General features: G+C 59.5%; 22 protein-coding genes. 13 read left to right on the top strand and 9 right to left on the bottom strand.

Annotated elements, in window-relative coordinates; translation table 11 throughout:
* Positions 1-59: 59 nt before the first annotated feature.
* Together ACZ1GS_RS16530 and ACZ1GS_RS16525 are read right to left on the bottom strand one after the other, a co-directional pair.
* Complete coding sequence (locus ACZ1GS_RS16530) at positions 60-518, bottom strand: Fur family transcriptional regulator (RefSeq protein ID WP_472696264.1); 459 nt, start codon at positions 516-518, stop codon at positions 60-62.
* Positions 519-830: 312 nt separating this feature from the next.
* Positions 831-1,259 carry a MerC domain-containing protein gene (locus ACZ1GS_RS16525; RefSeq protein WP_472696263.1) on the bottom strand — a complete coding sequence of 143 codons (429 nt, stop codon included), beginning with the start codon at positions 1,257-1,259 and terminating at the stop codon, positions 831-833.
* Between the two features lie 133 nt (positions 1,260-1,392).
* Here ACZ1GS_RS16525 and ACZ1GS_RS16520 point away from each other — a divergent pair, with 133 nt between their 5' ends.
* From ACZ1GS_RS16520 to rpsI, 4 genes are all read left to right on the top strand, one after another.
* Positions 1,393-2,463 (top strand): COX15/CtaA family protein, encoded by a 1,071-nt coding sequence (locus ACZ1GS_RS16520; protein WP_472696262.1) that lies wholly within the window; start codon positions 1,393-1,395, stop codon positions 2,461-2,463.
* Complete coding sequence (gene cutA / locus ACZ1GS_RS16515; protein WP_472696261.1) at positions 2,460-2,786, top strand: divalent-cation tolerance protein CutA; 327 nt, start codon at positions 2,460-2,462, stop codon at positions 2,784-2,786. Before ACZ1GS_RS16520 ends, cutA begins: the two co-directional genes overlap by 4 nt.
* A 143-nt stretch (positions 2,787-2,929) precedes the next feature.
* Positions 2,930-3,409, top strand: coding sequence for a 50S ribosomal protein L13 (gene rplM, locus ACZ1GS_RS16510; RefSeq protein WP_472696260.1), 480 nt, complete (start codon positions 2,930-2,932; stop codon positions 3,407-3,409).
* Positions 3,409-3,963 carry a 30S ribosomal protein S9 gene (gene rpsI / locus ACZ1GS_RS16505; protein WP_472696259.1) on the top strand — a complete coding sequence of 185 codons (555 nt, stop codon included), beginning with the start codon at positions 3,409-3,411 and terminating at the stop codon, positions 3,961-3,963. Before rplM ends, rpsI begins: the two co-directional genes overlap by 1 nt.
* Before the next feature lie 72 nt (positions 3,964-4,035).
* On the opposite strand, the gene ACZ1GS_RS16500 is transcribed toward rpsI, so the two are convergent.
* Positions 4,036-4,818 (bottom strand): DUF2189 domain-containing protein, encoded by a 783-nt coding sequence (locus ACZ1GS_RS16500; protein ID WP_472696258.1) that lies wholly within the window; start codon positions 4,816-4,818, stop codon positions 4,036-4,038.
* A 215-nt stretch (positions 4,819-5,033) separates the two neighbouring features.
* Positions 5,034-5,435 carry a BLUF domain-containing protein gene (locus ACZ1GS_RS16495; protein WP_472696257.1) on the bottom strand — a complete coding sequence of 134 codons (402 nt, stop codon included), beginning with the start codon at positions 5,433-5,435 and terminating at the stop codon, positions 5,034-5,036.
* Positions 5,436-5,591: 156 nt separating this feature from the next.
* Between ACZ1GS_RS16495 and ACZ1GS_RS16490 the strand changes: the two genes are divergently transcribed.
* Positions 5,592-6,476, top strand: coding sequence for an alpha/beta hydrolase (locus ACZ1GS_RS16490; RefSeq protein ID WP_472696256.1), 885 nt, complete (start codon positions 5,592-5,594; stop codon positions 6,474-6,476).
* A complete protein-coding gene (locus ACZ1GS_RS16485) occupies positions 6,473-7,303 on the top strand; it encodes an NTP transferase domain-containing protein (RefSeq protein ID WP_472696255.1) in 831 nt (276 codons plus the stop codon). Before ACZ1GS_RS16490 ends, ACZ1GS_RS16485 begins: the two co-directional genes overlap by 4 nt.
* Here ACZ1GS_RS16485 and ACZ1GS_RS16480 read toward each other — a convergent pair.
* Positions 7,300-8,595 (bottom strand): lipopolysaccharide biosynthesis protein, encoded by a 1,296-nt coding sequence (locus ACZ1GS_RS16480; protein WP_472696254.1) that lies wholly within the window; start codon positions 8,593-8,595, stop codon positions 7,300-7,302. The genes ACZ1GS_RS16485 and ACZ1GS_RS16480 overlap by 4 nt on opposite strands.
* Before the next feature lie 132 nt (positions 8,596-8,727).
* Between ACZ1GS_RS16480 and ACZ1GS_RS16475 the strand changes: the two genes are divergently transcribed.
* Positions 8,728-9,477 (top strand): phosphocholine cytidylyltransferase family protein, encoded by a 750-nt coding sequence (locus tag ACZ1GS_RS16475; RefSeq protein ID WP_472696253.1) that lies wholly within the window; start codon positions 8,728-8,730, stop codon positions 9,475-9,477.
* A gap of 13 nt (positions 9,478-9,490) precedes the next feature.
* On the opposite strand, the gene ACZ1GS_RS16470 is transcribed toward ACZ1GS_RS16475, so the two are convergent.
* Both ACZ1GS_RS16470 and ACZ1GS_RS16465 read right to left on the bottom strand, forming a co-directional pair.
* Positions 9,491-9,919: an HIT family protein gene (locus ACZ1GS_RS16470; protein WP_472696252.1), complete on the bottom strand. Its 429-nt coding sequence runs from the start codon at positions 9,917-9,919 to the stop codon at positions 9,491-9,493.
* Positions 9,916-11,049, bottom strand: coding sequence for a CDP-alcohol phosphatidyltransferase family protein (locus ACZ1GS_RS16465; RefSeq protein ID WP_472696251.1), 1,134 nt, complete (start codon positions 11,047-11,049; stop codon positions 9,916-9,918). Before ACZ1GS_RS16465 ends, ACZ1GS_RS16470 begins: the two co-directional genes overlap by 4 nt.
* Before the next feature lie 185 nt (positions 11,050-11,234).
* Between ACZ1GS_RS16465 and ACZ1GS_RS16460 the strand changes: the two genes are divergently transcribed.
* The 3 genes from ACZ1GS_RS16460 to zapE are packed head-to-tail and all read left to right on the top strand — an operon-like array spanning position 11,235 to position 13,651.
* On the top strand, positions 11,235-12,017 hold the full coding sequence (locus ACZ1GS_RS16460) for a succinate dehydrogenase iron-sulfur subunit (RefSeq protein WP_472696250.1): 783 nt from the start codon (positions 11,235-11,237) through the stop codon (positions 12,015-12,017).
* Positions 12,018-12,035: 18 nt separating this feature from the next.
* Complete coding sequence (locus ACZ1GS_RS16455) at positions 12,036-12,527, top strand: PaaI family thioesterase (protein ID WP_472696249.1); 492 nt, start codon at positions 12,036-12,038, stop codon at positions 12,525-12,527.
* Entirely contained in the window at positions 12,524-13,651 is a 1,128-nt protein-coding gene (gene zapE / locus ACZ1GS_RS16450) for a cell division protein ZapE (protein ID WP_472696248.1), read from the top strand. Before ACZ1GS_RS16455 ends, zapE begins: the two co-directional genes overlap by 4 nt.
* 389 nt (positions 13,652-14,040) lie before the next feature.
* Here the strand turns inward: zapE and ACZ1GS_RS16445 are convergent, their stop codons facing one another.
* A complete protein-coding gene (locus tag ACZ1GS_RS16445) occupies positions 14,041-15,093 on the bottom strand; it encodes a phosphotransferase (protein WP_472696247.1) in 1,053 nt (350 codons plus the stop codon).
* Positions 15,090-16,190, bottom strand: coding sequence for an Rv3169 family protein (locus ACZ1GS_RS16440; protein WP_472696246.1), 1,101 nt, complete (start codon positions 16,188-16,190; stop codon positions 15,090-15,092). Before ACZ1GS_RS16440 ends, ACZ1GS_RS16445 begins: the two co-directional genes overlap by 4 nt.
* Positions 16,191-16,718: 528 nt before the next feature.
* Here ACZ1GS_RS16440 and mdh point away from each other — a divergent pair.
* The 3 genes from mdh to sucD are packed head-to-tail and all read left to right on the top strand — an operon-like array spanning position 16,719 to position 19,158.
* Positions 16,719-17,681 (top strand): malate dehydrogenase, encoded by a 963-nt coding sequence (gene mdh / locus ACZ1GS_RS16435; protein ID WP_472696245.1) that lies wholly within the window; start codon positions 16,719-16,721, stop codon positions 17,679-17,681.
* Entirely contained in the window at positions 17,678-18,271 is a 594-nt protein-coding gene (locus tag ACZ1GS_RS16430; protein ID WP_472696244.1) for a hypothetical protein, read from the top strand. Before mdh ends, ACZ1GS_RS16430 begins: the two co-directional genes overlap by 4 nt.
* Positions 18,268-19,158, top strand: coding sequence for a succinate--CoA ligase subunit alpha (sucD, locus tag ACZ1GS_RS16425; protein ID WP_207986729.1), 891 nt, complete (start codon positions 18,268-18,270; stop codon positions 19,156-19,158). The genes ACZ1GS_RS16430 and sucD overlap by 4 nt, the downstream gene beginning before the upstream one ends.
* The last annotated feature ends 4 nt before the right edge of the window (positions 19,159-19,162 follow it).

The raw sequence follows: 19,162 nt of genomic DNA, 5'->3' as shown, positions 1-19,162 counted from the left end.
TGCCGATCGTCTGTTCAAACCAGTTTTTGTCTGAATGCAGGCTGACGATGCAGGCCGTTTCAGCTGCATTTCTGACAGATGCCGCGGACCTCGATTACCGGACGAATGGAGTTAAAGCCCTGTTCGGTTGCGACCGAGCGGACCTTGGCCGACATTTCGTCATCGTCAATATGGGTGGCCTCGCCGCAGGTATCGCAGACGAGGAACATGCAATCATGCTCGCAGCCGGGATGGCTGTTGGCGAGATAGGCATTGGCGCTTTCGACGCGCATCGCGAGATTCTTGTCCACGAACAGATCGAGAATGCGGTAGACACTGTTCGGCGCCACCCGTTTTCCGCGCGCGGTGGAGACCAGTTCGGCGATATCATAGGCCGAAGCCGGCCGCGAAAATCCCGAAAGGGCCTCAAATATCGCTGCCCGTGTGTCGGTCCATTTCTCGCCCGCCGCTTCGAGATTCTGTCGCGCGGCGTCTGCCAGAGACTCGCCGTGATGCTCGTGATGATCATGTTTTCCCATAGATGTAATTTAGGGATGTTGGGCCGAGAGGGCAAGAGAAGGGATTTTGTGGTGTGGTGGAAGAGCAGGAGGAGGAAAGGGAAGAGGGAGTTTTTATTTAACCTCAGGCGCCGGGTGCGGGCATCCGCCCGCTTGGCTTTCCTCGCATAAGCTCGGTCGCGCGGTCGCGCTTGCCGACGCGATGCGTCGGATTGGTATCCAGCTTGAGGTTATACATCCGAGCGCAGCGGAGGCAAGGCTGACCGGCCGCCGCGCCTTATTGGCGCGATAGCCAAGCGGGCGGATGCCCGCGCCCGGCGTTTGAGGTATGATTTAATGCGTTGCGCGGTAGTTGAGGTCGTGGCCGAGGGCCAGGACGCCCACGCCGAGCATTGTGTACAGGATTTCCGCGCCACCATGACTGCCATCATGGCCGAGCGTCAGCGCGCCCAGCATCATGCCCAGGCCAAGGCCGCCAATCGCTGCCGGCATGATATAGCCATGATCCATGACCCCGCGGCCGAGCGTGAACAGGCCCAGCGCAATCGCGATGCCGATGCCCACTTCATGGACGATCGGATCAAGCAACGCCCCGGCGGCGGACGACAGCAAGGCGACAAACACCATGGTCGAGATACAATGCACCAGACACAGGCCAGAGATCAGAACCGCGACCCGGTCCCAAAATCCGTCTTTGCCCATAAGGCCGTCTTTGTTCCACAAATTGGCTGTCGTAAACACGACTCGGTTACTTTCGATCATTGCATTGAGCCGGAAATATAGGGGCGTCCGTGTTAAGATACAACATATCATTTTATATTAATGATCGGCGAACGATGGCCGGCGGCGCGGGCAAGTCTTGCCTCGCCGGACATTTGCCACCACATAGGCGGCCATGACCTCGCTTGCCGACTCTTCTGTGCCGCACAACGGAGCGGCTGACACGCGCCCGATCGCCATAGCCAACTGGCTGTTTTCGGTCGCTTTTCTGGTGTTCATCATGGTGATTGTCGGCGGCATTACGCGGCTGACCGAATCGGGTCTGTCGATTACCGAATGGAAGCCGATCATGGGCGCGATACCGCCGCTGAACGAATCGGACTGGGTCTCGGAATTTGAAAAATACAAGCAGATTCCCGAATATATCGAGATTAGCGGTCCGGCCGGCATGACCCTGGCCGACTTCAAATTCATCTATTTCTGGGAATGGGTCCATCGGTTGCTGGGTCGTCTAATTGGTCTGGCTTTCGCTTTGCCGTTCGCCTGGTTCGCGTTGAAGCGGGCCATTCCCGCCGGCTATGCCTGGCGCTTGACCGGTCTGCTCGCGCTGGGCGGGTTGCAGGGAGCGATCGGCTGGTGGATGGTCAGCTCCGGCCTGACCGAATTGACCGATGTCAGCCACTTTCGCCTGGCGACCCATTTGCTGCTGGCTTTGTTCATTCTCGCTGCGCTGATCTGGACCGCGCTGGACTTGCGGCAATCGGCCAAAGGACAGACCAGCAATGCCCGGGTGACCGGGCTTGGCGGCGCGGTGATCGCGGTGCTGTTCGTGCAACTGCTGTTCGGAGCCTATACTGCGGGTCTCAATGCCGGTTATGTCGCCAATACATGGCCGCTGATGAACGACTATTTTGTCCCTGGTGGCATCGACATGAGCTTTGGTTTGTGGGCGGCGCTCAACAATGATCCCTATCTGATCCACTTCATCCACCGCTGGTGGGCCTGGGTTGCGGTGGGCTTTCTGATTGTGCTGGCCCGCAAGATCCGGCGCCAGTCGCGCGCGGCTTCGATTGCGATCCACAGCGCTTTCGGCATCCAGATATTGCTCGGCATCGCCACGGTGATGACCAATATCGATATCACGCTTGCGGTCTTGCATCAGGCCGTCGGCGCACTGGTCGTCGCCGCCACCGCTTGGGGCGTGCATCTGCTCGGTCGCGAGCAGCGGCCTGGTTCCGCGCAATGACCGACCGCACCGCGTTGATCTACACGCTGTTCGGATCGCGGGATGAGGCCCGGGCCGTTGGCGAGACGCTGATCATGGAAGGCGCGGTGGCCTGTGCCAATCATCTGGCGCCGGCGCTCTCGCAATATCGCTGGGACGGCGCCTTGCAGACGGAAGAGGAATTTCCGGTCCTGTTCAAGACCACCGAGACCCGCGCTCCCTCCGCCATGGCGCGCCTTAAAACGCTGCACAGTTATGACACGCCTGCGATCCTCTGCTGGCATGCCGACCGGACCGATCCGGACTATGCAAGCTGGCTCGACGAACAGACCCAATATAGCTGACGGTATCATTATACCCGCCAGCAATCCCGCGCTTTTGCTTGACTTGAGGGCCAATTCCGGTCATTAGCGCCGCGATCGGCCGGGCTTTTGCGCTCGGCTTTTATCATTTTGATTCGTTTTATCTCCAAAGGGAGTTCAAGCCCATGAAGGCTATCACCAAACAGACGCAGTCGGTCAAACCCGCAGACGTCGAGAAAAAATGGCATATTATTGATGCCGAAGATCTGGTTGTCGGCCGTGTCGCCACGATCATTGCCAACATATTGCGCGGCAAGCACAAGCCAAGCTACACCCCGCATGTCGATTGCGGCGATCATGTCATCGTGATCAATGCCGGCAAGGTGAAGTTCACCGGCAACAAGACCAAGCAGAAAGTCTATTACAAGCACACCGGCTATCCCGGCGGCTTGAAAGAGCGCACAGCGGAAAAGGTTCTCGAAGGCCAGTTTCCCGAGCGTGTTCTGGAAAAAGCGGTTGAACGCATGATTCCAAAAGGCCCGCTCGGCTTTGCCCAGATGCGTGCCTTGCACCTCTTCAATGGCACCGAGCATCCTTATGCCGGCCAAAACCCACAGCCGCTCGACGTGGCTTCCATGAACCGCAAGAACAAGGTGAGCGCATAATGGCTACCGACAACAAAGACGACGTCAAAACCGATCTCGCTGATCTGAAAGACATTGCCGGCGCTGCTGTCGTCGACGCTCCGGCTGCAGCCGGTGACGAGGCTGCTGCAGAGACCGTAGAACCACCCGTATCGACCATGCCGCTGCGCGAGCAGGAGCTCGACCAATATGGCCGCGCCTATGCGACCGGCCGCCGGAAAGACGCGGTTGCCCGGGTCTGGCTGAAGCCTGGCAAAGGCAAGATCACGGTCAACGGCCGCGATCAGGAAACCTATTTTGCGCGCCCGACCCTGCGTCTGGTGCTCAATCAGGTTTTCGCCATTACCGAGCGGGAAGGCCAATATGATGTCGACGTCACCGTCAAGGGCGGCGGCCTGTCCGGCCAGGCGGGTGCGGTCAAGCATGGTATTTCGCAGGCTCTGACCAAATATGAGCCCGCGCTGCGGTCGACGGTCAAGGCGGCTGGCTTCCTCACCCGCGACAGCCGTAAGGTCGAACGTAAAAAATATGGTAAGGCGAAAGCGCGTAAGAGCTTCCAGTTCTCGAAACGTTGATCTGCTTTCCCTATCGAATTTGCGAAAGAGGCGGCCTGCGGGTCGCCTTTTTTATGGGATGCTGCCGACCGGTTAGCCGCCGGCGGGACCGACCGCGCGGCGATACAGGTGCCAGGTCGCGTGTCCGAGGACGGGCAGAACGATCAGCAGGCCGAGAAACAGCGGCAGCATCGCAACAAACAGGGCGACCGCAATCACCATGGCCCAGCATAGCAGGATAGGCTTGTTTGATCGGACCGTCGCCAGGCTGACAATGATCGCGGTGATAAAATCCACTTCGCGGTCGACCAGCATCGGCAGGCTGACCACGGTGATCGCATAGAAAGCCAGCGCCATCAGCGCGCCGACCAGCCCGCCAACCAGCAGCATCGCGATCCCGGAGCCGGTCTGAAACAGCGCCAGCGACTCCGATCCAATGCCGGATTCAGCCAGGAAAATCGCGAAAATGCCGTGTGCAACCATCAGCCAGAAGCCGAAGGCCACGAACAGGATGACGCCCATGCTCAAAATTTGTTCATCGCCATGCCCGCGCAACGCGCCGAGCACGCCGCGCCACTGGATCGGTAGGCCAGCCTCGCGCCGCCGGCTCACTTCATACAGGCCCACCGCAATAAACGGCGCGAGCAGCGGGAAACCGGCGGCAGCGGGAACCAGCCATACAATCTCGCCGCGTTCAAACAGGGCAAAATAGAGAAACAGGCCGGCGATCACATAGATCGCCCCGAAAAACAGGCCAAAGAGCGGATAGGCCCTGAAATCCTTCCAGCCGGCTATCAGCGCAGCGCGCAGATCCGCGAGTGTAAGATCACTGGCAACCACTGCCGGTGCGATGGGTGCCTGTTGGGAGGTGGCCATGACATTTCCTTTTCCAATATCCTCTCCAGTGCCTTCCCAATGGAACCAAGACGGCAAATATGCCGGAAATCGTATCCAACATCAAGATTGGGTCATCAGAGCGGACGACTGGATGTGGTGAATATAGGCGTCCGGGAGCGCGGCATTTCTTCTGCCATGTTGCTTTCCACCGGCTGTTTGCCGCTCGCCCGGAGTGCCGATCAGGCTATGCGGGATCAGCTTTGTTCTGTTACCGCGCTGCGTTCAAAGACCGCGATCAGTTCGTCCGGGCTTGCCCGGCCGATCGCACCGTCCTTGATCGCATCGCTGTCCCAGAGCCAGGATTGCGCCGGATCACTGCGCATGGCCCATTCCGGAAAGAGCCTGTGGTCAACCGAGCGGTCTAGCAGTTTCACGACTTCGACATGGCGGTCGTCTTCGGCAATCCGGCGATAGAGCGGACCAATCACTGGCTCCGGCCCTTCGAGCAATTGCAGGAACAGGTCCTGGCGGCAGATCAGGGAGCCGGTGATATCATGGTCGGCATTGAACCGCCGGGCGCCAGCCAATATGCCATTGAGCATGGCTTCATCAAAGCCGAAGGGATGGGATGCGTAGACAAGCTGATGGATCGTCATATGCCGTTTCCTTTGATTGTTCCGGCCATCCTAGGCCGAATGGTGGTCCCAGTCGAGCGAAGCACCAGCAGAGAAAACCACATGCCATTGCCAGCGCCGGATCGGCTGGCTAAGGCGCTGTAAACAAAGCATGGGCGGAATGAAGGACGATAGCGCATGAAATGGCTTATCACATTGGGCATTGTGGCCATCGCGGTCGCTGGCCTGGCCAGTTGGTTTTTTGCCCAGCCGGGTCCGCGCCAGCTGGACATGGTCAACAATATCATCCCGGGCGATGGCAATGCGAAATTGCTGATCCGCAACCAGATGTACGACTCTGAACGCCAGCTTGGTCTGAACATCTGGGCGCCGACGGCAACCAGGGGTGAAAAAAGTCCGGTGGTGATCTTCATCTATGGCGGCGGCTGGCGGGCCGGCGCGAAGGATCATTATGCCTTTGCTGGCCGCGCGCTGGCGCATCGCGGATATCTGACGGTTTTGCCGGATTATCGCCTGTTTCCGGATGCCGCCTTTCCGGGCTTTCTCGAAGACAGCGCCAAAGCGGTCGCCTGGGTGCATGACAATATTGCCCAATTTGGCGGTGACCCGGAGCGGATTTTCCTGTCGGGTCAATCGGCTGGCGCCTATAATGTGATGATGCTGGCGCTCGACCGGCAATGGCTAGGCCGCGAAGGCAAAAGTCCTGACCTGATCAAGGGGGTCGGCGCGCTGGCCGGGCCCTATGATTTCTATCCGTTCGATTCCGAAACCACGAAGAACAGTTTCGGGTCCTATCACAAACCCGAAATGACGCAGCCGGTCAATTTCGTCCGGCCCGATGCACCGCCCCTGTGGTTGTCGTCGGGGACAGAAGACACCCAGGTTGAACCGCGCAACAGCAAGGCTCTGCGGGATCGCATGCTCGCCGCTGGCGGCGACGCGGAATATGTCGAATATCCGGATATGGATCATATCGAAATCATGATGGCAATCGCCAAGCCGTTTCGCAGCAAGGGCCCGGTGCTCGACGACATGATCGCCTTTTTCGATAGTCGCCAATGAGTCAGGATGGGGATCCGCAAAAGCCGCCGCCGGCCCGTGCCGATGCGATCCTGTTGGCCGGCAGTCGGCCGGTGGCCGACCCGTTGGCGGTGGCCGCCAATGTCCCGGTCAAGGCGCTGGTTCCGATCGCCGGGCGCGCGATGCTCGCCCATGTGATGACGACATTGCTTGGCCATGCCCGGATCGGCAAGCTGTCGTTGCTCGCGCAGGATTATGGGCCGCTCAACAGCCATCCCGACACCGCCGCCCTGCTGGCGGACGCGCAAGTGGCTCAGGTCACCAGCCAGGCGACAATCGCCACGTCGCTAGAGGGGTTGCTTGATCAGCCGGATACAGCCTATCCGCTGGCCATCACAACAGCGGATAATGTGCTGTTGAACCCCGCGATGATCGACGAATTTCTGACCGCTGCGACGGGCGTCGATATCGCGATCGCGGTGGTCGAAAAACCGGTTTTGCTGGCGCGCTATCCGGATTCCAAACGGACCTGGCTGTCGCTGCGCGGCGGACAGTTTAGCGGCGCCAATCTGTTCTATTTCGGCAGCCCCGCCGCGCGCGAAATCCTGCGCTACTGGGCCGAAGTGGAGCAGGATCGCAAAAAGGGTTGGAAAATCCTGACCATTTTCGGACCCTGGCTGCTGCTGCTGGCGCTGTTGCGGGTGCTGACCATCGACCAGCTGGTAGACCGGGTGGGCGCCAAGCTCGGATTGCGCATCAAGCTGGTCCGGATGACCCAGGCGGAGGCCTGTATTGATGTTGACAAGCCGGCGGACCTCGCGCTGGTTGAAGCGATATTGGCGGCGCAGGACAACAGCCCGCAAGACTAGCCACGGGCGAGATTGCGCCGCGCGGCCTGGCCAAAGAGAAGCAGCCTTATCAGCGCGGTGACCACCATCGCACCGGCGGCGCCGATCGCTCCGAAAAAATGCAGGCCGGTCAGGATGGCACCGATGAACAGCATCGCGACAATGGCCTGGAGCATCAGCGCGGTGCGGGCACCGCTGCCGGAGAGCAGCGTCGGTTCGTAAATCGCGCCGGCGAGATCGATCGACGCGGCGGTCGCGAGCAGGATCAGCAGCGGATAGGCGGGTAGAAATTCAGGGCCCGACATCAACAGCAAGGCGGGTTTGCCGAGCAGCGCCACCACCGCGATCACGGTACCGCCGGTGATGAACAGCAGCTTTGTGGTCTTGCGAAACAGCTGCCGCATCGCCTCGGTATCCTGTTCCGCGCGGACCAGGTTGACCTCGGCAAATATCGCGCGGGACAGCAGGATAGAGATTTTGGTCATCGCGACACTGAGCTGGCTGGCGAGGCGATAGAGGCCCGCGGCGGTCGGGCCGACAAAATAGCCGACGATCAGCAGGCCGAGATTCTGGCTGATGCCGGCGAGAGACGAGCCGAGATTGGAGACCCAGATAAATTCGCCAATGCGGTCATTCTCGGCGAACGACCGGCGGGCCTGGGGCAGAAAGCGCGGCGACAGGATATCACGACTTTGCCACAAAGCGAGGGCCCAGTAACCGATCGCATGGATCAGCTCGGACAGCGCCCAGACGATCAGAAAATGCATCAGGCTGGGATCGGTAAACCAGACAATCAATGTGCCGATCAGCCGCACCAGCGGGATGATCGCTTCGGCAAAAGCGGCGAGATCGAAGCGGTTCTCGACGCGCAAGATGCCGGTCGGGGTCGACTTGATCGAGAGCAGAATGACCAAGGCGAAATAGAGCGCCTGATCGGTCAGCGCCGGACTCCAGCCGAAATAGGGCGCAAGCCAGCCAACCGCAAAATAGGCCAGCGCGCAGCCAGCGAGGGCGCCGGCAATATCCAGCAACGTGCATAGGCCGACCAGCCGTCCGAGCTTCTGCCGGTTCTGCTCGCCCTTGAGATAATGCGCGCCAAAGCGGATCACCACTTGCCAGGTCTGAAACGTCACCAGCAGGGCAATCGCCTGAGCGGTTCCGGTGATCAGCGCAAACTGGCCGAAGCCTTCGACCCCGAGCGTCCGGGTCAATATGGCGAGATAGAACAGGCTGAGGACACCGCCAAAGCCTTTCCCCCCGAGCAGCCAGCCGGTGTTGACGAGGATACGGCCAATGCCGGTACGCTCGGTCAACGGTTCCCTCCGGGCATATCGCCGCGCGCGGCAGAGCGCCGCCGGGACGCGTCGCTATGGCATTGAGCTTTTGTGGACTTGGTTCTAAGCATCGGTAAAACCGCCCTATCTCGATAAAGGCCCATTGCCAATATGATCGACAAAGTAATCATCCTGAGCGCCGGTCAAGGCTCGCGCCTGTTGCCGCTGACCGCCGAACGTCCCAAATGCCTGATCGATTTTTCTGGCAAGAGCCTGATCCGCTGGCAGATCGAGACCCTGGCGGCACAGGGGGTGCGCGAATTTCATATCGTGACCGGTTTCATGACCGCGATGGTCGAGGCGGAACTCGAGCCGTTGCAGCAGGCGGGTATGAACATTACGGTGCACTTCAACCCGTTCTACAAAGTCGCCGACAATCTTGGCAGCTGCTGGATCGTCCGCGACGTGATGGACGGCGATTTCCTGATCCTCAATGGCGACACGCTGATCTCGGAAGATATTGTCGCCACCGTGCAGCAATCCGAAGGCTGGCCGATTGCGGTGACCATCGACATCAAGGATCGCTATGACAGCGATGACATGAAGGTCTCGCTGGTCGGAGACCGGCTGACCGCGATTGGCAAGACCCTGACTGCCAGTCAGAGTCAGGCGGAATCGATCGGTTTTCTTGCCTTTCGCGGCGAAGGCGGCAGTCTGTTCCGCGAGAAGGTCCGGGACTATATGCGGACACCGGCGGGGGTGGAAAACTGGTATCTGAAGATTATTGATGCCCTTGCGCCGGGCGGCCAGGTCGGGACGACCTCGATTGCGGGCAAGCAGTGGGCTGAAGTCGACTTTCTCAACGATGTCGAAACCGCAACCGCGCTAACCGACAGCTGGCTGGCGCAATTGAAGGCCTGATTCCGGCGGGACGTTATTGCGGAAAGGCCGATCCCAGCCAGGCTGCGCCGGCGGCGATCTGATCATCGGTCAGCTTGACCGCGTCACCCAGCGCGGGCGGCCCCGGCCAGCTGTGATCGAGGAAACTGATATTCTGCCATTCCCGGGTCCCGTCATACCGCGGGATGAGATGGAAATGGACATGGGGATCGACCATCATCAGCATCAGCCAGTTCAGTTTCTGATGGTCCACACAGGCAGCCAGCGCCGCGCTGCAATCGCCGGTGACGGTCTGCAATTCGGCAAAATGGGCTGGCGACAGGTCGCCAAAATCCTCGGCATCGGATTTGGCCGCGACAATCATCGAACCCAGGTTCACCTGCGCCGGGCGCAGCAGAACGACCCAATGGTCATAGTCCCGGATCAGGGTTGCGGGATGGCCAAATTTGCAGAATCGTGTCATTGAGCATGAGGCGGACCTTCCGGTTGATCAAGCCAGGAGATAATCGCGCCGCCGCGCAGCTTCACGATCCCGGCCTGCACCAGTTGAATGGCATGAACGATCAGCGAGATCAACGTCCACCAGGCAACGCCAAGCAGGCCGAGGTCCGGACGGCCGGCGAGCAGCGAAACGACCAGGATCACCATATTGGGATTGCGCCGCGCCGTGATCAGCCGGAACCAGGAATCGATCGGTCGCCAGACATGGATATGCTGGTCAAAGGCCAGAATGAACGCGCCCTCGATCAGCCGCTGCGCGACATAGCCGACCAGGATGACACCCAGCGCAAAGACCAGCTGGTCGGAGGATAGCGGCAGGCCGACGGCGTGCAGCCCGAAGGCCCAGGCCACCCACCAGAAAGGCGGATGCACCAGATCGAGCCCGTGATCGAAAATATTGCCCCAATAGGACGAGGTAATCGTGCAGCGCGCGAGCTTGCCATCGACCGTATCGAGCACCATGAACACAAATCCGGCAGCCACGCCGGACCAGAAATAGCCATAATAGAACAGGACTGTCGCGGCGATACAGCCAATCGCGCCGATGCCGGTGACCATATTGGGCGTCATGCCGATCCGCGCGGCCCAGCGCGTCAGCACCAGCGCCAGTTCCGGCCAGAGATATTTGGTCAGCACATCGGTCACGCCCTTATAGGCGCCGAAATAGCTTTCCCGTTCAATCGCCCGCACCGAATCGGGCGTCAGCGCCCGGACAAACGGGGTTTCGAGCTTGCGCAGGCCGTGATTGTGGATTTGCGGTTTGTCGCGAAACTCGATCGCCTGCATCCGGTCCGGAACCTGCCCGGCATCCAGTGTCACTCTGTCCGCGGCATCAGTGACATGCGCGAGCACCGGGACGCCGTCCAAGGTCAGAACCGCATCGGGATGATCCTGAATATGGCGCAGCCATTGCGGATCGAAGACATAATCGAGATGCGCCCAGATCGACCCTTGTACCGAGCCTTCCAGCTTCGCCATCAAGCGACGGAGCCGCTCGGCGTTCGACATGCCCCAGATCAGGGTGGGATTGGCGCCATGCAACCGTAGCTGTTCATTCTGCTCTGGTCTTTCGGCGCGGGTTTGGTTGGTCATGGTTTTGCTTTAGCGTTTTTTTTCAGCGATGCCACCGTCCGATGCGCAACCGATAACCCATTGCGAAAACCCGCGTTCGATCTTGGCTTTGTTATTGAGTTTGACCGAAAACTGGCTATGTATGCAGTCCAACCCGACGAAATCATGCGACACTTATTATTTCGCCAGCAGCAAGAGACGAGTTCATGGCAACTTTTACGCTCCCGAAAAACAGCAAGATTCACAAAACCGGTGAAGTGCATGAAGCGCTGACCGGTGGCAAGACGAGAGCGTTTAAAGTCTATCGCTATGATCCTGATAGCGGCAAAAATCCCCGCTATGACACGTTCAAGATCGATACGGACGAGTGCGGACCGATGGTTCTGGACGCGTTGATCAAGATGAAGGGCGAGCAGGACTCGACCCTGACCTTCCGCCGCTCGTGCCGCGAAGGCATTTGTGGATCCTGCGCGATGAATATTGACGGCAAAAATGGCCTGGCCTGCACCACCGCGATTGAAGATTGCAGCAATGAAGTGAAAATCACGCCCTTGCCGCATATGGAAGTGATCAAGGATCTGGTTCCGGACTTCACCCATTTTTATGCTCAATATGCGTCGATTCAGCCCTGGCTGAAAACGGTAACGCCGACGCCATCGGGAAAGGAGCGACTGCAGTCTCCCGAAGATCGCGCCAAGCTCGACGGTCTCTACGAATGCATCCTGTGCGCCTGTTGCCAGACCAGCTGCCCGAGCTACTGGTGGAACAGCGACAAGTTTCTCGGCCCGGCCATTCTTTTGCAAGCCTATCGCTGGCTTGCCGACAGCCGCGATGAAATGACCGGCGAACGTCTCGACGAGCTCGAGGACCCGTTCCGGCTCTATCGCTGCCACACGATCATGAATTGTGCCAATGCCTGTCCCAAGGGCCTGTCACCGGCAAAAGCAATTGCCGAAATCAAGAAAATGACCGCCGCGCGCGAAGTCTGAGCACAGGCAGCGGCTCTTATGTCTGACGCCGAACCCGCCTTTTTCATTAGCGAGCCCGACCCGGATCATCCCGGCTGGCATCGCTGGCAGTTGCGCGACCCCGATTGCTATAACAGCTTTCTCGGCCCGATGATCATGCGTCGTGGCGGTGACGGTGTGGCGGACAGCATTGCGCGCATAAGGATGTTCCCCGAACGCAAGCATCGCAATCTCGGTGATGTCGTTCATGGCGGCACGATGATGGGCTTTATCGATTGCGCGCTGTTTGCCGCGATGCGCGTGCTCGATCTCGGCCCGTCGGGACCGGCGGTCACCATGGAATTGCAGACTCATTTTATCGGCGCCGCGCGCCTCGGCGAGCCACTCGAAGCCCAGGTCGAAGTGGCGCGGGAAACCGGGCGCTTTCTGTTTCTCCGGGGCCTGGTGGTGCAAGGCGACGGGACCGACAATATGGCGTCCTTCACCGCCATTGTGAAAAAAGCACCACCGCAGAAAAAAACCGGCCAATGAGCGCTTTTCTCGACCGCTATCAGGCATTGATTGCGCAAGGAGAGTTGAAACCGGACGCCGATCAGGAGGCCTGCGTCATGCGTATGGCGCGGTTGCAGGAGGAGCTCGAAGCGGTACCGCCGCGTGGCAGTGTCCTGTGGCGGATGTTTGCCAAAAAGCCGGCGGCCGCCAAAGGCATTTACATGTGGGGCGGGGTTGGTCGCGGTAAGTCGATGCTGATGGACCTGTTCTACGATAGCCTTGCCATAAACCAGAAAAAACGCGCGCATTTCCATGAGTTTATGCTGGATGTCCATGCGCGGCTCAATGTCGAGCGCAAAAAGGAAATTGGCGATCCGATCCTGCCGGTGGTGGCCGCCCTGGCCGCGGAAGCGCGGTTTTTCGCGTTTGACGAGATGGTCGTGAACAACAGCGCCGATGCGATGATCATGTCGCGGCTGTTTACCGGTCTGGTCGAGGCTGGCGTGACCCTGATCGCAACGTCGAACCGGCCGCCGGTCGATCTCTACAAGGATGGTCTCAACCGCGAGCATTTCCTGCCCTTTATCGATCTGCTGAACACTCGTCTCGATGTGATCTCGCTCAATGGACCGACCGACTATCGCCGCGAACGTCTCGGCGGTGTCGACCTGTGGCACGTGCCCAACGGACCGGAAGCAACGGCGGCGTTGAGCGAGGCCTTTTTCCGGCTGACCGACTATCCGCCGGAAGATCGTGCCCATGTCCCGTCAGAGGATATTCCGGTGCATGGCGGTCGCCACATGCATGTTCCCAAGGCGCTCAAGGGCGTCGCGGTTTTCTCGTTCAAGCGACTCTGCGCAGACGCCCGGGGCGCGCCCGACTATCTCGCCATTGCACGCAAGTTTCACAGCGTCATCATCGTCGGTATCCCGGTGCTTTCAAAGGAGAACCGCAACGAAGCCGCGCGTTTCGTGACGCTGATCGACGCGCTATACGAATATAAGGTCAAACTGCTGTGCAGCGCCGATGCAGAGCCGGATGCGCTTTATCCCGAGGGCGATGGCAGTTTCGAATTTGAACGCACCGCTTCGCGGCTGATCGAGATGCAATCGGATGATTATCTGGCCTTGGGTCATGGCACCGGGGAAAAAGTGTCGCGGTGATTTAACTCCACTCGGTTGGGCTGCCAGGAGGAGAATGGTTTTTTTGGACCTCAGGCGCGGGGATTTTTTATTTAACCTCAAGCGCCGGGCGGCGACATCCGTCGCCTTGGCTATCGCGCCATAAGGCGCGGCGGCCGGTCGGCCTTGCCTCGCTACGCTCGGTTATTTGAGCTGAAGCCAGGCACCAATCCGACGCACCGCGTCGGCAAGCGCGACCGCGCGCCCGACCCCGGACTTGATCCGGGGGAGGATAGCCAAGGGCGCGGATGCGCCCGCCCGGCGCCTGAGGTCCAACAAAGACTCTTCTCCTCCCTTCGCCAGCCGCTCCGCGTGAGGGCAGTATCTCCACGCCCCAAACCGCAGAGTTTGGAGCCGGATCTTTCAGGCCGTTACAGCAAACTCAAACTGTCGAGATCCAAGGCCATTTGGGCTGGCCGTTCCGCCATGACCGCGAACATCTCGTCCCCCCGTTCGGTTTGTTCGACATGGATCGATGCGTTGATCGCCATGATGAATCCGGCAAAGGCGGATCGGCGATAGGCGATCCAGAAGCGCTCGGGATCTTCTGCAACGCCGTGATCGCGGCGCTGGTCGAGATAGTCGGCAACCAGTTTCGGTTCCGCGGCGGCGCGGTCTTGGGGATCGGCAAAGCTGGTGCCGATCAGATAGGCAATATCGCTGGCGGGATTGCCGAGCGTGACCGTCTGCCAGTCGACCAGTATCGCGCGGGATCCGTCGGCGTTGAACAGGATATTGTCGAGCCGCAAATCGCTGTGGGTGACACAGGGTTGATCGGGTTCGGCCGGGAGATAGCGATCAAACTGATCGATCAACTGCTGTCCCATGGCCAGGATATCAGCGCTGAGTCGCCCGGCAAACCGCTTGCAGAATTGCGGATAAATGGCCGGCAGCGATTGTCGCATATAGTCGGCATTGCCGGCGGCATGGAGCAGCCAGGGATAATCCTCCAGAGCGCCCTGTTCGGGCCGAAAACTGTGGAGCTTGGCCGCTTCTCTTATGGCGGATTCAACCTGAGCCAACGTCGCACCCGCCAGCTGGTCGCCTTGTCCGGCCGGGGCCATATCTTCCAGCATGAGCACGAACTGGGTTTCATCCTCGCCAATTGCGGCGTGATAGCAGCCCGGACAGTCGACACCGGTCTGCGCCGCAATATCCCGGTACCACCCGGTTTCCATGTCATAGAGATGGAAAATCGCCGCCGCGGCCCGGCTGACCGGATCGGCGCTGGGGCATTTGGCGATGAAGGTCGCCGGGCCATCCTCATTCGCCCAGTCACAGGTGAAGCGATAGCTGTCACAGACCTGTCCGGTGCCCACCGGCGCATAGGTCATTGTTCGCAAGGCTCCCGCCGGCGCCGCGAAAACCTGTTCGACAAAATCCGTTTGAAATTCTTCCGGACGCAGCGGGAAAGCGGGGCTCATGACGCGGGATCCATTAGGCCCTGGAGACCGCTGCTCTGGTGCGGGCCGACAAACAGCTGCTCGACCACACCGATACCTTCGTGAGTGGCTTCAGCACCGGTTAGCACCGCGTCGCTCAGCGCCTGGATATGGATATAGAGCATGTCGTTCGCCGGAACCGCGGCCAGATCGATAACATCATAAGCGGTTTCCAGTGGTCCGTGATCCATCCCGTGTCCCCAGACCGGATGCATATAGCCCAGTCCAGACATATAGAAGGTGCGCGTCGCATCACCGGTGCGCGGGGTGATCGACAGGCCGCCGTCCGCGGTTTTCAGAGCGACCTGGCGGATCCTGCGGCCACCGGGATGATAGTGGATATCGAGACCTGGCGGATCGAACTCGAGTGCCGGGGAATCGATTGGATCAATCACCCCACGGCGATTCCAGGGTTGCCCTTCCCCGTCATCATTGCTGTGAAAGAAACAGGCGTGATCGGGGAAATTCAGCGGCGTCCACAGCCACCAGAATTGCGGCATCGCGCCAGCGGGCGGCGGCTGGGATTCGGGTGCACCAATCGGCCGGATTCCCCAGCTGCGATCGCGGGTACCAACATGGGTAGCGGGGTCGAGCGGAATGGCCTTACCGTCAATGGTGATCGAACCGGACCAGCGGCCATTCTGGGTCAGCCGGGTATAGTCCATGAACAGGCGCGGGCCATCGCGGCGGATGAAACGGGGTTCCTCAATCGGCTGATGCCGCGCGGTCAAGGTGATATCGGCGGTGATCGGGCTGTCATTGGCGGTCACGATCAGACGCAAAGTCTGGAGCGGTTCGACAATCTCGACTGTGATCGGCCCGACGGTCAGATCCAGTCGTTCGCTGCCCATGCGCTTGGATGCGCGCAGATTATGCTGCTGGCCGTCGATCGAGACACAAAAGGCGGCATCCATGATGTCGAGCTGCGGATAGACCCCCAGGGCTGCCGCGAAGAACAGGCGGCCATCGGCGCTGTAGCCGTTGAAGAAATAGCGGTCGTAGAAATTCCGATTACCCCCGGATACCGCCATTGGTTCCGGCGTCTGGTGCAACGGATAATCATCGCCTTTGCTGAGCATGGGCTGTTCTCTCCTGACTGTTTTTTGAGCATCATGGCCCGCGCGCCTGCACTTGGCAAAGAGTCTTTTTTGAACCTCAAGCGCCGGGCGCGGGCATCCGCCCGCTTGGCTTTCCTCGCATAAGCTCGGGCGCGCGGTCGCGCTTGCCGACGCGATGCGTCGGATTAGTGGTTCGCTTGAGGTCATATAACCGAGCGTAGCGAGGCAAGGCCGACCGGCCGCCGCGCCTACTGGCGCGTAGCCAAGGCGACGGATGTCGCCGCCCGGCGCTTGAGGTTGATTAAAAACTCCCGCGCCCGGCGCCTGAGGTCAAAAAGGAATCCCGGCGCTTGAGGGTCAAACAAAAACTCCCCCCACCAGCCACGCGCTTGAAGCAAATTTCCTCCCCCGACACCCCATTATTGCTATTGCGAACTATTTACAAAGATAGCCCGCAAATTGGTGCTTTATGCTGTTGAAATTGCCTGTGGATAAGCCTAATCCAACGCTACGTTTTTCTACGACTCTGATTTCAGGAGAATTTTCCCAATGGCCCGTAACAAAATTGCGCTGATCGGCGCTGGCATGATCGGTGGAACGCTTGCTCATCTCGCAGCGTCAAAGGAAATGGGCGATGTCGTCCTGTTTGATATTGCCGAAGGCATGCCTGCGGGCAAGGCGCTGGATCTCAGCCAGGCCGCTCCGGTCGATGGTTTCGACTCGAATCTCAAAGGCTCGAACGACTATGCCGATATTGCCGGTGCCGATGTCATCATCGTAACCGCTGGCGTTGCACGCAAGCCGGGCATGAGCCGGGATGACCTGATCGGGATCAACCTGAAAGTCATGAAAGCGGTCGGCGAAGGCATCAAGGCCAATGCGCCCGACGCGTTTGTCATCTGCATCACCAACCCGCTCGATGCGATGGTCTGGGCGCTGCGTGAATTTTCCGGACTGCCGCATAACAAGGTTGTCGGCATGGCAGGCGTATTGGACAGCGCGCGCTTCCGTCATTTTCTTGCCGATGAATTTGAAGTATCGGTCGAAGATGTCACCGCGTTCGTTCTCGGTGGCCATGGCGATACGATGGTTCCGGTGCCAGCCTATTCGACAGTGGCCGGTATTCCGATCCCCGATCTCATCAAGATGGGTTGGACGACGCAAGATAAAATCGATGCGATCGTCAAGCGGACCCGCGGCGGTGGCGGCGAGATTGTCGGCCTGCTCGGCAATGGCTCGGCTTATTATGCGCCGGCAACCAGCGCGATCATGATGGCGGAAAGCTATCTCAAGGACAAACGCCGTGTGCTCCCGGCCGCGGCCCATCTGACCGGCCAATATGGCGTCGATGACCTCTATGTCGGCGTGCCGGTGATTATCGGCAAGGATGGCGTCGAGAAGATTATCGAGATTGAGCTGAGCGATGAAGCCAAGGCCAATTTCAACGTATCGGTCGATGCGGTGAAGGAATTGCTGGAAGCGTGCAAGGGTCTGGATTCAAGCCTGGCGTGAGTTTGTCGCTGATCTTCGCCGCGCAGGTGGCCGCCACACCGGCTGCTGCGCCTTATCCGTCCGCTGCTGTGCTGGAAGCTTTTGGCGCGGCCTGTGGAAATATCGCCAGTGTCGAGCAGGTTGAAAAAGATCTGCAGGATCAGAACTGGACGGCCGAGATACCGCCAGAAGACAGCCCGCTGGGCCGATTGCTGGCAGTCGGTCGGCAAGCCGGTGGCAAGCTGCTCGACGGTCCGGACGAGCGAATGTCGGACACGCGCGTGTTCACCAAAACCATCGCTGGAGAGCGGCTCGACATCATCATTTCACGGGTGGAATCGGGCGACACGTTCGTCAACGGATGCCGCCTTTATGATGTCGAGGAAACCCGGCAGATTACCGCCGTCGATGGCCAGAAATGGGTCGACCGCGAGCCGACCCGCAGTCTGGACCGGGATGAGATTACGGTGACCAACTGGACTCCGGGCTATGCCGAAGGCCATGACAGTTTTGAGATTTTTTACGTACCGGTGGGAAGCCCGATCATTGCACTGACACAGTTTAATGGGTTGGCGCTGAAAGCAGATTTTGTTGGAGAAATGGAACAATGAGCATCTTAATTGACAAGAATACCAAAGTCATAACCCAGGGCATGACCGGGAATACCGGCACGTTCCATACCGAACAGGCGCTGGCTTATGGCACGCAAATGGTCGCAGGCGTAACTCCCGGCAAGGGCGGGACCACGCATATCGGTTTGCCGAACTATGACACGGTAGCCGAAGCCAAGGACGCCACCGGTGCGACGGCTTCGGTGGTCTATGTGCCGCCGCCATTTGCCGCAGATTCCATCCTCGAAGCGATTGACGCCGAAATCGAACTGATCGTTGCGATTACCGAAGGTGTGCCGGTCCTCGACATGGTCCGGGTCAAGCGGGCGCTGCAAGGCTCGAAGTCGCGGCTCATCGGCCCCAATTGCCCCGGCGTCCTGACTCCCGATGAATGCAAGATCGGCATCATGCCCGGCAGCATTTTCAAAAAGGGCTCGGTCGGCGTGGTTTCGCGGTCCGGTACGCTCACCTATGAAGCGGTCCACCAGACCACAGCCGTCGGCCTTGGCCAGACCACAGCGGTGGGCATTGGTGGTGATCCGGTCAACGGCACCAATTTTATCGACGTGCTCGAGCTGTTTCTGGCGGATGACGACACCAAGTCGATCATCATGATCGGTGAAATTGGCGGTAGCGCGGAAGAAGAGGCGGCGCAATTTATCGCTGATGAAGCCAAGAAAGGCCGCAGCAAGCCGATGGTTGGCTTTATCGCCGGCCTTACGGCGCCTCCGGGCCGCCGCATGGGCCACGCCGGTGCCATTGTTTCCGGCGGCCAGGGCGGCGCGGAAGACAAGATCGCGGCGATGGAAGCGGCTGGCATTCGCGTGTCGCCTTCCCCGAGCGAACTGGGCACAACGCTCGACGCAATGCTGAAGGAAACGGTTTAGGATA

Source organism: Parasphingorhabdus sp. W113 (genome assembly GCF_055693205.1).
The sequence above is the reverse complement of the archived record's forward strand: the minus strand, read 5'-3'. Positions and strand labels throughout refer to the sequence as shown.